This window comes from Photorhabdus africana, from assembly GCF_035181445.1.
In the GTDB taxonomy this organism is placed as follows: Bacteria; Pseudomonadota; Gammaproteobacteria; order Enterobacterales; family Enterobacteriaceae; genus Photorhabdus; species Photorhabdus laumondii.
In genome coordinates this window covers 66337-77886 of sequence record NZ_JAXBVE010000007.1, presented here as the reverse complement: position 1 = coordinate 77886, position 11550 = coordinate 66337, and the positions used below count along the sequence as shown (strand labels likewise).

Genomic DNA, 11550 nt, shown 5'->3' with positions numbered 1-11550 from the left:
TAAATATTTGCTATTGATTCGAAGGGAAAAAACGTGAAGAACCGTACTTTTGGCAGTACTTTTATCATAGCAGGAACAACCATCGGCGCTGGTATGTTGGCCATGCCATTAGCCACCGCCGGTGTAGGATTTGGTGTAAGTTTGATCATGTTGGTTGGCTTGTGGGTTTTGATGAGCTACACCGCATTATTGCTGGTTGAAACTTACCAATATGAATCACCTGATACGGGGTTAGGGACACTTGCTCAACGTTATCTTGGCAACAGCGGTAAAATGTTAGCCGGTTTCAGCATGATGTTTCTAATGTATGCATTAACATCAGCCTACATTAGTGGCGCCGGGGAATTACTGACAGTCAGCCTCAACAAATGGCTTAATCTATCTCTTCCTGCCTCAGTAGGTGTTATCCTGTTTACCGTGATTGGTGGAGGAGTTGTTTGCATTGGTACCCGTTCAGTAGATATGGTTAACCGAGTTATTTTTGGTGCAAAAATTATTTTCCTGGTATTGATGTTGGGGATGATGATGCCGCATGTTCAGCATATTAACTTACTGACCATGCCATTAGAACAAGGATTAATACTATCTTCAATTCCTGTGATATTCACCTCGTTTGGTTTTCACGGTAGTGTGCCCAGTATTGTGAAATATATGGATGGCGATATCCGTCGACTCCGCTGGGTGTTTATCATCGGCAGCGCAATTCCGCTAATTGCTTATATTCTCTGGCAATTGGCGACACTCGGAAGTATTCATTCCAGCACATTCGTCAATATTTTAGCTGAAAACGCAGGGTTGAATGGCTTATTACACAGCATTCGCGAAGTTGTTGCTTCACCGAAAACGGAGCTTGCAGTGCAAATGTTTGCCAACCTGGCGCTCGCAACCTCATTCCTCGGTGTCACACTTGGCCTGTTTGATTTTCTGGGTGATCTATTTAAACGCAAAAATAGCGTAGCTGGGCGTATGCAAACTGGTTTGTTAACTTTCGTTCCGCCGTTGATTTTCGCGCTATTTTACCCAAAAGGATTTGTGATGGCGTTAGGATATGCCGCGGTCGCACTATCAATTTTGGCGTTAGTATTGCCTAGCCTCCTGGCATATAAATCCCGCCAGCAAAATGAACGCCGATATCGGGTACCTGGCGGTAACGCAGTACTATTACTGGTATTTTCCTGCGGTATTGCAGTAATAGCAATCCAAATTGGCATAGTCAGTGGAATGTTGCCGAAAGTAGGGTGAATACAGGGTTATCGAAGACAGGTTATTTTTTTGATCCAAATAAGTTCTCTTTTGACCTAAAGCGTATTCTCTGACAGACTGCTAGCATAATAGACCTATTAGCGGAGGCAATTATGAATCATACCCGTTACGAAACTGATGTGGTTGCTTGGGCAAATGAACAAGCAACGTTATTACGTGCCGGTAAATTCTCTGAGATTGATATAGCCAATATTGCTGAGGAGATCGAAGACGTGGGCAAGAGTGAACAGCGTGAGTTGGCTAGCCGCATGGCAGTATTAATTGCTCGCTTATTAAAATGGAAATACCAGCCAAGCCATAGAGGAACAAGTTGGGAAAGGACCATTAAAGCGCAAAGAAAAGAGATTCTTTATGGTTTAAAGGAATCTCCTAGCTTAAAGACAAAGTTAAATGATTCAGACTGGGTTGATGTTGTTTGGTCTAAAGCCGTTGCCTCAGCAATGAACGAAACCGGGTTAGACGTGTTTCCCGACGTATGCATTTGGGGTATGTACCAGATACTGTCCCCTGAATTTTATCCTGATTAGCAAAAATCTATATGAATATATACCCTATGGATTTCAAGATGCATCGCGACGGCAAGGGCGTGAATCCCCGGGAGCATAGGTAACTATGTGACCGGGGTGAGCGAGTGCAGCCAACAAAGAGGCAACTTGAAGGATAACGGGTATATAAGGAGTTGGATCATGGCGAAAGAACTATTTACTGCCACAGTAAAATCTGTAGCTGGATTGAAAGTTGAATGTACATCAAGAGATTTCTCCTTTTATTTGGATGAACCGCGTAATTTAGGTGGTACTGATCAGGGGATGAATCCCGTTGAAGCTTTACTCTGTTCTCTCGGGGCCTGCAAATGTATCGTAGCAAAGGCTTTTGCTAAACTGCACAAAATTAACTTAATTGATATTCACGTTAAGCTGGAGGGTGAGCTTGATACTGATGGTTTCACTGGTAGAAATAAACAAGCGAAATTAGGTTTCTCCAAAATTGTGACAAAATTTCATATTAACGCTGATAATAGTGAAGAAGAAATTCATGCCTTTGTCGACTTTATTAATAAAACCTGCCCAGTTCACGACACTATCGAGAATGCACCAATTTTTGTCACTGAAATATATTGTGAATAAGATAAATACTAAGTTGAAATAATTCCGAAAATGACAGATTGTCTAAGTTAATTTAAAAAATCCTCTACAGTGAAGTGGAGGATTTTATTATAGCGTTAGGAAATCAATGTTTATCTGTATTTTTACCCCATGATAATGGCATAAAAATCAATTACTATTGTTTAATAATGTAAACCGTAGTTATATTACAACTCGCATTTTCTATGCCAACTTTAATATTTAAACCCTGTGCATAAGCTTGGCTTAATAGTTTGTTAATGTTATCAGAGCTTGAACCTGACCAAATATAACCTGGTCTTCCACAGTTACCAACTAAGCCTCCACTGAATGTATAAAGATAATGTGCAGGATTGTCCCAATCAGCTTTAATTTCTGCAACTCTAACAATGCCACTATTTGTTTCTGCTGAGAATACAGGGGCACTAATCATACCAATTAAAATAAATAACATAGATATCAATTTTTTCATAACTTACTCCTGATTTAATTATATAAAGAAGGTTTGACATGTTTGAAGTGTAGATTATGAAAATAATATTTGCATCAACTTCATATTAATATAATAGGTGACTCTCCTGATAAATAACGCTAGAAGTTTTTTCATTAAAATTCAGTAATTGATAAAAACAACATGGTAATTTTTATCTATAAAAATAACGGCAACATTGTTTAAAATAATAAAAATATCTACCATATTTCAGATCCATTTTCATATTAAATTATTTATATCAAAATAATTTTAACGATGAAAATAAAATTGTTAATAATAAATCTCATTAAAATAACAATGAGTAATTATTTACTTGGTGACCATATTTTACTATGACTTTCTATACTGGACTCTAAGAAGGAAAATTTTCAACAAGTCACTTGTATTAATAAATTTTTTAAATTAGCAGTATTTATTTCTGGCGTATTCAATTACACTATTAAATAGTTATCATACATATTAATCATTCAAGGAAAGGACTTCATCGATATGAATAAATCATTGTGCAATTTAGAATTAGCATTAAAATCTTATTTAAGTATAGGAAATGAGGTCGTATCTGATAACCTTTTAGCAGTACTTAAAAGCACTTGTGGCAATTACCAGTCATCAGTAAAAAAATTTATAGAATTACTTAAATATATTCAAAATAATAATATTTATACGACTTCATTTAATGAATTAGTTGCGCTTCATGAAGTTGTAGCCCCACATGATTGCGCTGTCGTTTCTATGCTATCAATTCATTTTAATTTAACCATCGGCACTATCGCTAACTTAGGAGCACAAACTCCATATGTGGAAGATCTTTACCAAAAACTTTGTTCAGGTCGTGCCATTGGAGTATATCTGGCGACTGAACTGGTTCACGGGAATGATCTAATTGCACTTGAAACACAGGCTAATTACCTCCCGGAAAAAGGGGTGTTCATGTTAAATTCACCTAGCCAAAATGCATATAAATTTATGCCTAATACCATACCTTGTGAATTACCCAAAGTGGCTGTAGTTTTCGCTCAGTTAAATATATCAGGAAAGAAATATGGTATTTTCCCATTTCTTCTTCCTCTGTCCGTAAATGGAAAATTAACTCCCGGAGTTAAAATTACTCCACTTGGTGATAAACCAGGGTTTTATTTAGATAACGCAATCACTTCATTTGATAATGTCGAAATTCCCTTTGAAGGACTCCTTGCGGGCAATATGATAACCCTGACCAAGGAGGGTAAAATATCATTGCATACTAAAGCAGTAAGAGAAAGATTCTCGTTAATTACAAATAGAATACATTCAGGGAAATTATGCATGGCAATGAGTTCAGTTACATTAGCCAAATCAGCACTCCATATAACGAGTACATATGGAAATAAACGGCAAACATTCGGCTATTCAGGGGCTATGCCAATAATGCATTATTCTCATTTCAAAGAGGGTATTGCCTGGGATACCTTGAGCACAATCACTCACGCGTTATACTTAAAAGAGTTAACAAAAAAAGTTTCAGTTATATTATCAGAGTCAGTTAAAAATTTTAAGTTTTCAGATGATCTACTTATTGAATTTATTACTATAAAATCCCTGTGTACATGGCGTACACAAGAAATATTAATTAATTGCCGTGAACGTTGCGGCGCACAGGGCTTATTTACGATTAACAAAATATCCAGTTATTTGATATCTAATTTTGGTTCAATTACTGCGGAAGGTGATAATCTTGTATTATCACTAAAAGCCGGAGGGATGATCATTCTCAATAAAATGAAAGAAATAGACAAAAAATTCTTCCGAAATGACTTATTTTTCATTTTAAATGGTTATATGAGTTTTTTATATAAAAAACTAAATAAATTAATAACGAGTGACAAGAAAAGAGTAAATTTAGATATACTTAATAATCATAGTAAGGATTTTCTAGAATTAAGCCAGACATATGCGATTTTATCTGTGGTGACGACAACTATTGATACATATTACAATGATGATGATCTTTATATGATCATCGAAGGTTATCTTCTCGATTGGATTCATCGTACCATGAGCAACCTCCTGAAAAGTGAAATAATCAATTTACAGGAATCTCAAAAAATAGATGAGAGACGCATTGAATATATACGCCAGAATGCAGATAGAATAAATGAATATATTTCAAGTTTTGGCGTGGATAAAATTGGAATCGAAACGCCGATATCCAGTGATGATTATATTTCCTGGTATGCAAATAATCACCATCAGTTAAACCATAAAATAAGTCTGGATAATGTTGTAAATATATAGAAAAATTCGGTGACCTGCTAGAAGGTCACCATTAATGATTGCTTTAACAATTTTTCTGGCGCATAAATCGACTGGGATGCCGTGCGCCAGCTCACTATTATTAGTGAACTTCTAACTTCTTTAGGATGGGCTCCTAAAATTCATCTTCTCTTTTAGGGGTCTGAAGCCCAACCGTACGAAAACGTACGTTAAGTGTATTTTTTGAACAATTTGGTGTGGCTATGGGCTTGCAGCCTGGGGTTGTACGCCCATAACGACGTAACTAGATCAGCTCATGAAACGCGATAAATCATACGCTAAGCCTCGCGCACGATTTAAATAGTTGATGGGCGACCCACCCATCTCAACGATTTTCTCGGGTATGCCACAGCCGTAGCACGTAGACGATAGAATCAAGAATCTCGTAACGAACCTCGTACTCTCCAACCAAAATCCGCCTAACCTCACGTGGTTCAAATTGGAACAATTGCTCTCCAACACGCGGATTACTTAGCAGAATGGTCGGGGATTGAGTCAACGAATGTATCGCCCTCGCCGCCGCGGACTTGTTAGCCAGAGCTAAAAATTCATACAAGCGCGCCAAATCTGATAGTGCCTTGCTGGTCCACTTAAGTTCCATCAACGCGGCACAGACAACGGTTGGTCGGTACCAAGGCTATCTGTCCAGGCTTGCACTGCCTGATGATCAATAACCCGGCCAGCATCCACATCTGCCAGAGCCTCCAGAGTAAGGCGATCTCGCTCTTCTTCCTGAGCTATCCATGCGGAAAGTGCCTGTTTCATGATCCAACCCCGTGAACGTTCAAGTCGGGCTGCCATCTGGTCAACCTTGTCGGCCATCGGTAGTGGCACGTGTGCTGTCAGTACCTTAGTTGTTGCTTGTGTCATGTTGCTCTTCATTTACCGACTCCTGATGATTTATTTGATTCAAAGCTAATCATAGTGATTTTTCCAAAATCAATCAAGGTAGTGTCAGCTTGGATTATACCTTTATGGATACGATCACCCTATCCGCTACAGCCATATAACGATGGGTTCCAGTTCTGGTGCTTCAAGGTTGAGCTGACTTAATTGGCGATTAACCTTCCGGCGGTTGAATCGGACAGTATCCAGATCATCTATCAATGGGCGAATTTTTCTGACGGGCGTTGTGCCATCAGCATGAATAATCACATTGAACAATGCCAGTGTTTTAGTCATTTCATCTTCTGGTATAGCACCAGGCATTCTGTTTCCGGCCAGACAAAATGGGGACTTCAGGTGAGAGTTTTCAAGAACTTTTTCGATGCGGATATCATGGAGCCAGTGTTCGAAAAAGTTGTACTCGTAGATAAAACGGTCACCGGCATCAAATTCAAAATCATCAATTGTAATTTTGTAGGGATTATCCGGAAACCCGATCCCACCCTCGTAGGAAATGCCATAATTTTTGCCCTAAATACGGAATTGATGCAGGTGATCATCCTGCCATCCTTGCGCGATCTGAATGATATAGTGAAAAGCAGCTAAGGAAGTCCCGCCTGATAATCTGAATCGGCGCCAAACCATTGGACTGATATCCCGGAGAGCAACTTTCACGACGTAGGTTTTCATGGTAGGGGCCTGATGAAAAACGTGCTTAATTGCTCATTCTATCGCCGAATTAACACAGTGCCCCACAGATTTTTACGCTCTCGGCACTAACCTAACAAAAAGGATCTCAATAAGATTTTTTGCATTAAGATCTAATCATAACTTTAGTCGGTCAGCAAGGCGTGCCAATAAGTCCATCCTCTCATGAAAAATTGCCACTATTAACGCAGGAGAATCTTTGCGTGGCAAACAAAATACATAGTGATGTTCACAACGCGCCATGCGCAATGCTGGAAAGAATTCGCTCATATCCTTGAAAGATCCTTTGCCGCAAGCGAGACGTCCAATACCTTGTTTCAGGGTAGTGATGTAATGGTGTACCTGAGCATCCCCCCATTGCTTACGTGTATAACTAATAATTGCGCGCAAATCGGCTTCAGAGGCTTCTGTTAGTACATAGTCCATTAATCGCGTCCGTTCTTGGCAAGTTCTTCATTAAGAATTTCGTCGATGCTTTTTTTGGATACCTTGCCTTCCATCCCTTCACTGATCCGCGTATTTAACAAGACTTTCAATTCTTGCCATGCTTGATCACTATCGGTCATGTCAGGGAACAAACGTTCGAGTGTATATTGCTTGATTGTCTTGCCATGCAAGGCTGCCAGCGCTTTCAAACTTTTGTGTTGTTGATCGGTTATATCAATAGTTAAACGGCTCATAGTTTATTCTCCTTATGAATTCACCCACAAACCCACATTAGCACATATGATGTCTTATAGCTATTTATGGGGCCACCTCAGCGAAATTTCATCAGATGCTTAATTGAGCTAGGCCGAGAAGAAGGTAAACTGGAAACGGCTCGTGCTTTATTACGGCATGGCGTAAGTTTGGACATTATTGTCACCAATACCGGACTGAGCCGGGATAAAATTGAAATGTTAAAGCATTAAATTCATCTTCTCTTTTATAGCAAAATGCCGATATTCAAGATCGGCATTTTTGTTATTAAACTCAAGTGGTCAGTAATTCAATATTATGTTTCAGATCCATTTTTCTCCTTAGTTAATTTATCAGCCATTTCTTTAGCAAACTAATTATCGCTATCAGCATTTTTTAGTCCCTGATCGATAACTTGCTTATGATAACCAATCCGTATTTCTGTCATGAATGTTGTACGATTAAAGGGGTTGATATCGTACTATTTATATGAGACAACTTTATCCGAGATCCAACCGCAGTGACGAAATTCATTTTCACTATCCGGTCAGCGATCCTCATATATACCTTATGGATTTCAAGATGCATCGCGACGGCAAGGGAGAGAATCCCCGGGAGCATAGGTAACTATGTGACCGGGGTGAACGAGTGCAGCCAACAAAGAGGCAACTTGAAAGATGACGGGTATAGACATGATTTGCGTGGGATCAAGATAATGACTCATCATACAAACCAAGCTGCCAATAAAAGTAAAAGACTCACTGTTTTAACGGATGCGAAGCAATTCGCCCTGAATACGCTTCCTGATTTTGATGAAGTCCCACAGTTGGAATTTCTGTCGCTGTCAACACGCTTTTTTCTGTTTCGCTTTGTCTGATATGGAAAGCGATTATGCATTTGTGATTAGTCGCTACTTCCGTCATGCTACCCCAGTTGCCAACCATGAATATTACACTCAACGTAAACTAATCGCAGAATTGTTTGGATATTCTCTATGGTCTGAGAAATTCAGGCAGCAATTCTCACAACGGCCCCTCGCCGAATATCCGGGTGCCACGCTACTGAAACACCTGCGCTCGTTCCAGCTAATACTCGATACTGATAGAAAGCTAGTCGGTCTACATTTTATTTTTAGAAGGATGAAAGTAAATGTCTTATATTCAATCGCATTTGAAGGGAGGGTGTTGGTTTACCCTCGGTGACAGTATAACTGAAAGAGGGTGGTATCAACCAATAGTGACTAAAAATTTAGGCCTAAAAGAGTGGAAAAACTACGGAATAGGGGGAACATGCATAGCCCAAAAAGATAAAGATGACAATTCAGCCATTTGTTTAAGATATGAAAAAATGGGAAGCAATCCAGATATTATTACAATATGGGGAGGGGTAAATGATTTTGGATTTGACTTTGGATCCTATGGTGGAGTGGAAATAGGTGGTTATAAAGACAATACTCCCTTGACATTTATTGGCGGCATGAAGTTATTAATGACTGGAATGATCAAAAAATATCCTCTAGCGAGAATAGGGTTTATTATAACAACGCCAATATCAGTACAAAGAGGTATGAACAGTAAAAACGCCAAAGGGTACTATTTGTCTGACTATTGCCGCGTTTGTCGAGAAATTTGTGAAAAATACTCTATCCCATATCTGGATTTGCTAAAGCAATCTGGATTCAATGAAGGAAATATCGATATTATGACCAGCAATAGTTTGGGCACAGTGTCCGATGGTTTGCACCCATCAAAAATAGGTATGGCCAGGATTGCCCCAAAAATTTCAAACTTCATTTTATCTATTTAAGAGACAAAGAATGAGAATATTAACCATAGATTTATTAAAGATCGTTTCTATATTTTTCGTTGTAATTTCTCACGTTACTTTATTTTTCCTGTTGCGCAATGATAATGACGTGGTTTTGTATTTTTTTAGGCAAATTGGTCAGTTAGGGGTCTCGTTGTTTTTTATGTGCAGTGGCTATTTCTTACTAAATAACAAGCATGAAAAACAGGTGGATTACATCATTAATAAAGCCAAAGGGATATTAGCTGTATTGTTGTTTTGGCTTATCTTTTATTATCTGTATGACACATATTTTATCAGCAAATTTACAACAGTGCCTACTGTTAACTTTTTAAATTATGTTAATGTTAGCAGAACCACATCAGATGCTACCCATTTATGGTTTATATTTGCAATTGTCTCTCTCTATATATTAACACCACTAATGCGTAACACATTTAACGAAAAAAATGCAAAGGGGATTATGAAAATACTTGTCATAATGCTTATGATTTCTAATCTTACATTGCTGAATGAACTAACAGATTACAAATTCTCTTTTTCCCTAATCCCATTCAATATGTTGCTTCCGTTCCAAGTTGAGGGTTTGATTAGTTTCTTGATAGGTGGATATTTAGGGCTAACGAAACCTCAAATAAAAACTTTTTCCTGTAAACACATAATGCTTCTGGTACTTTTTATTATATCATTGATATCTTTATCAATCATTTCATCCAGAACAGGGATGGCCTTTTTTTATGGCAAGTTTTATAATGTATTCCTTCAGGTTTCTTCGGTGTGCCTGTTTTTATTCTTGGTTAATTTGAATATCAGAGAAATACCATTCTTAATAGATGACATTAGCAAGAATATACTAGGAATATATCTTGTTCACAATATTTTTGTTATTGAAATACATAACGAGTTTATCCATAATTTCTTATTAAGAAAATTTAATTACATAAATATATATGTTTACATAATAGCCTATTCTTTGCTGGCTTTTATCCTATCATATATATTATGCGTTTTGTTGCGGAAATCAAAAATAACATCAAAAATTATAACCATCTAACGTTATGGACAGGGAGTTATTGGCAAGGAGAGCCGGTTTCTTCCAGTAATATCTTTTTGGCAGAAAAGTGTATTGGCGAAAGGAAGGCGTTTTACAATTATCACAGACCACACAGTGGCTTGAAAAGTAAAACGCCTTATGAGACTCCTGTTGAGAAAATGAGAGCTTAAAAATGCTCTGTCAATCGAAACCAGAAATCACTCATCATATATTTTTATAATGAGTTCCAACACTATGAACCGTCATTGTATTGTCAGTATTATTTTGAGTGAAGGTTACCCTGTCTTTTTGGCTTAGCCTCACACTATATAAATTATTCGGCAATTTTTCCAGGTTACTGCCGCTTGCTGTACCAATACTTTTTGCGGCTGTCAGTGGATCGTTACCCTTTTGTACCTCTTTTATAAACGAGCTATACTTTTGTTTTGCAGCCCCTTCCATATTAGTAAATCCATTCCTGGATTTGTTATTTTTAAGTTCTTTAAAACTCACTCTCCATTTAGGCGGTTCTGTTGGTCCAGCTAAATAACCTATTCTGCCATCGGGTAATCTCTGTGGTGGTCGAAAGAAAGGTTTAGGAAACTTTTTTCTCTCAATATAATTCTCTAATGATTTAGACTCTAATCCATTGTAAAAGTTTTTTGAAAAAATCCTCCTTCCCAGTGAAGTTACAGCAGATAAGGTAAATAAGAAATCAATTAATTTAAAAAATCTTGCGGCATTTGATTGTTGATTTTCCTCCAGTGGAATTTCCTGTACAAAGAAAAAATATAGTGCTAATAATTTATCGTCATCTGAATAAGCACTCAATGGTTTATTTTCAAGCTCAGGAACATTCCAAATGTTTTGAGGATATTGACCTTCAAAATCCAGTTCATTCTTATAAAAACCATTTGCCATATCTTTAGAAATTTGATCACCATTTTCACCTAATAGTGCAGATGAAAGATTAGACATATATTCTTGATAAATTCTCTCAGCAGTCTCTTTATTCTTATAGACTAGAAGCTGTTGCCGATTTTATATCCATTATATTTCTCCATTATGTTGGTGTTTATTGAACTATGAATCTTCTGCCAGAAAACCCCGAAATTTATCACTACTAATATAAATTGCAGTTTTAAATATAGGGTTTTTTCTGTCTTTTTAATCGTTAATTTCAATGTAAAATTACATTACATAAGAATCATTAGCAAGCTTTGCTTTTACCCTTTTTTGTTGATTTTTTCCATTTAAATCATCATGTT

General features: G+C 37.5%; 13 protein-coding genes and 2 pseudogenes. 8 read left to right on the top strand and 7 right to left on the bottom strand.

The annotated features are described in order from the left end of the window. Positions 1-33: 33 nt before the first annotated feature. The 3 genes from tyrP (at position 34) to SLS51_RS06000 (ending at position 2390) form a co-directional block, all read left to right on the top strand. A complete protein-coding gene (tyrP, locus tag SLS51_RS06010) occupies positions 34-1242 on the top strand; it encodes a tyrosine transporter TyrP (RefSeq protein ID WP_323836450.1) in 1209 nt (402 codons plus the stop codon). Positions 1243-1355: 113 nt separating this feature from the next. Next, a complete protein-coding gene (locus tag SLS51_RS06005) occupies positions 1356-1790 on the top strand; it encodes a DUF29 domain-containing protein (protein WP_323836448.1) in 435 nt (144 codons plus the stop codon). A 159-nt stretch (positions 1791-1949) separates the two neighbouring features. Beyond that, complete coding sequence (locus SLS51_RS06000) at positions 1950-2390, top strand: OsmC family protein (RefSeq protein ID WP_323836446.1); 441 nt, start codon at positions 1950-1952, stop codon at positions 2388-2390. Positions 2391-2544: 154 nt separating this feature from the next. On the opposite strand, the gene SLS51_RS05995 is transcribed toward SLS51_RS06000, so the two are convergent. Further along, a complete protein-coding gene (locus SLS51_RS05995; protein WP_323836444.1) occupies positions 2545-2859 on the bottom strand; it encodes a hypothetical protein in 315 nt (104 codons plus the stop codon). Positions 2860-3369: 510 nt separating this feature from the next. On the opposite strand from SLS51_RS05995, the gene SLS51_RS05990 reads away from it, so the two are divergent. Continuing rightward, on the top strand, positions 3370-5154 hold the full coding sequence (locus SLS51_RS05990) for an acyl-CoA dehydrogenase family protein (RefSeq protein WP_323836442.1): 1785 nt from the start codon (positions 3370-3372) through the stop codon (positions 5152-5154). Positions 5155-5497: 343 nt separating this feature from the next. On the opposite strand, the gene SLS51_RS05985 is transcribed toward SLS51_RS05990, so the two are convergent. The 5 genes and pseudogenes from SLS51_RS05985 to SLS51_RS05960 form a co-directional block, all read right to left on the bottom strand. Beyond that, positions 5498-5773 (bottom strand): type II toxin-antitoxin system RelE/ParE family toxin, encoded by a 276-nt coding sequence (locus SLS51_RS05985; protein WP_054481587.1) that lies wholly within the window; start codon positions 5771-5773, stop codon positions 5498-5500. Beyond that, on the bottom strand, positions 5773-6054 hold the full coding sequence (locus SLS51_RS05980; RefSeq protein ID WP_323836440.1) for a CopG family ribbon-helix-helix protein: 282 nt from the start codon (positions 6052-6054) through the stop codon (positions 5773-5775). The genes SLS51_RS05985 and SLS51_RS05980 overlap by 1 nt, the downstream gene beginning before the upstream one ends. Before the next feature lie 114 nt (positions 6055-6168). Next, positions 6169-6747 (bottom strand): annotated as a pseudogene (locus SLS51_RS24610) (plasmid pRiA4b ORF-3 family protein). Between the two features lie 135 nt (positions 6748-6882). After that, positions 6883-7191 (bottom strand): type II toxin-antitoxin system RelE/ParE family toxin, encoded by a 309-nt coding sequence (locus SLS51_RS05965; RefSeq protein WP_323836438.1) that lies wholly within the window; start codon positions 7189-7191, stop codon positions 6883-6885. Beyond that, positions 7191-7445: a type II TA system antitoxin, ParD family gene (locus tag SLS51_RS05960; RefSeq protein ID WP_011146571.1), complete on the bottom strand. Its 255-nt coding sequence runs from the start codon at positions 7443-7445 to the stop codon at positions 7191-7193. Before SLS51_RS05960 ends, SLS51_RS05965 begins: the two co-directional genes overlap by 1 nt. 105 nt (positions 7446-7550) lie before the next feature. Between SLS51_RS05960 and SLS51_RS05955 the strand changes: the two are divergent. From SLS51_RS05955 to SLS51_RS05940, 4 genes and pseudogenes are all read left to right on the top strand, one after another. Further along, positions 7551-7676, top strand: a pseudogene (locus SLS51_RS05955) (Rpn/YhgA-type helix-turn-helix domain-containing protein); the annotation flags it as partial. A gap of 398 nt (positions 7677-8074) precedes the next feature. Further along, complete coding sequence (locus SLS51_RS05950; protein ID WP_323836434.1) at positions 8075-8320, top strand: hypothetical protein; 246 nt, start codon at positions 8075-8077, stop codon at positions 8318-8320. 272 nt (positions 8321-8592) lie between these two features. Next, positions 8593-9249: an SGNH/GDSL hydrolase family protein gene (locus tag SLS51_RS05945; RefSeq protein ID WP_323836432.1), complete on the top strand. Its 657-nt coding sequence runs from the start codon at positions 8593-8595 to the stop codon at positions 9247-9249. Between the two features lie 10 nt (positions 9250-9259). Next, on the top strand, positions 9260-10303 hold the full coding sequence (locus SLS51_RS05940; RefSeq protein ID WP_323836430.1) for an acyltransferase: 1044 nt from the start codon (positions 9260-9262) through the stop codon (positions 10301-10303). Positions 10304-10507: 204 nt separating this feature from the next. Here the strand turns inward: SLS51_RS05940 and SLS51_RS05935 are convergent, their stop codons facing one another. After that, positions 10508-11260, bottom strand: a complete 753-nt coding sequence (locus tag SLS51_RS05935) for a Txp40, insecticidal toxin (previously name A24tox) (protein WP_323836428.1) — start codon at positions 11258-11260, stop codon at positions 10508-10510. Positions 11261-11550 lie beyond the last annotated feature (290 nt).

Bases quoted from the DNA above. Each gene is read 5' to 3' on its own strand.
- SLS51_RS06005 (WP_323836448.1), top strand. From the start codon at position 1,356: ATGAATCATACCCGTTACGAAACTGATGTGGTTGCTTGGGCAAATGAA.
- SLS51_RS06000 (WP_323836446.1), top strand. From the start codon at position 1,950: ATGGCGAAAGAACTATTTACTGCCACAGTAAAATCTGTAGCTGGATTG.
- SLS51_RS05995 (WP_323836444.1), bottom strand. From the start codon at position 2,859: ATGAAAAAATTGATATCTATGTTATTTATTTTAATTGGTATGATTAGT.
- SLS51_RS05990 (WP_323836442.1), top strand. From the start codon at position 3,370: ATGAATAAATCATTGTGCAATTTAGAATTAGCATTAAAATCTTATTTA.
- SLS51_RS05985 (WP_054481587.1), bottom strand. From the start codon at position 5,773: ATGGAACTTAAGTGGACCAGCAAGGCACTATCAGATTTGGCGCGCTTG.
- SLS51_RS05980 (WP_323836440.1), bottom strand. From the start codon at position 6,054: ATGAAGAGCAACATGACACAAGCAACAACTAAGGTACTGACAGCACAC.
- SLS51_RS05965 (WP_323836438.1), bottom strand. From the start codon at position 7,191: ATGGACTATGTACTAACAGAAGCCTCTGAAGCCGATTTGCGCGCAATT.
- SLS51_RS05960 (WP_011146571.1), bottom strand. From the start codon at position 7,445: ATGAGCCGTTTAACTATTGATATAACCGATCAACAACACAAAAGTTTG.
- SLS51_RS05945 (WP_323836432.1), top strand. From the start codon at position 8,593: ATGTCTTATATTCAATCGCATTTGAAGGGAGGGTGTTGGTTTACCCTC.
- SLS51_RS05940 (WP_323836430.1), top strand. From the start codon at position 9,260: ATGAGAATATTAACCATAGATTTATTAAAGATCGTTTCTATATTTTTC.
- SLS51_RS05935 (WP_323836428.1), bottom strand. From the start codon at position 11,260: ATGTCTAATCTTTCATCTGCACTATTAGGTGAAAATGGTGATCAAATT.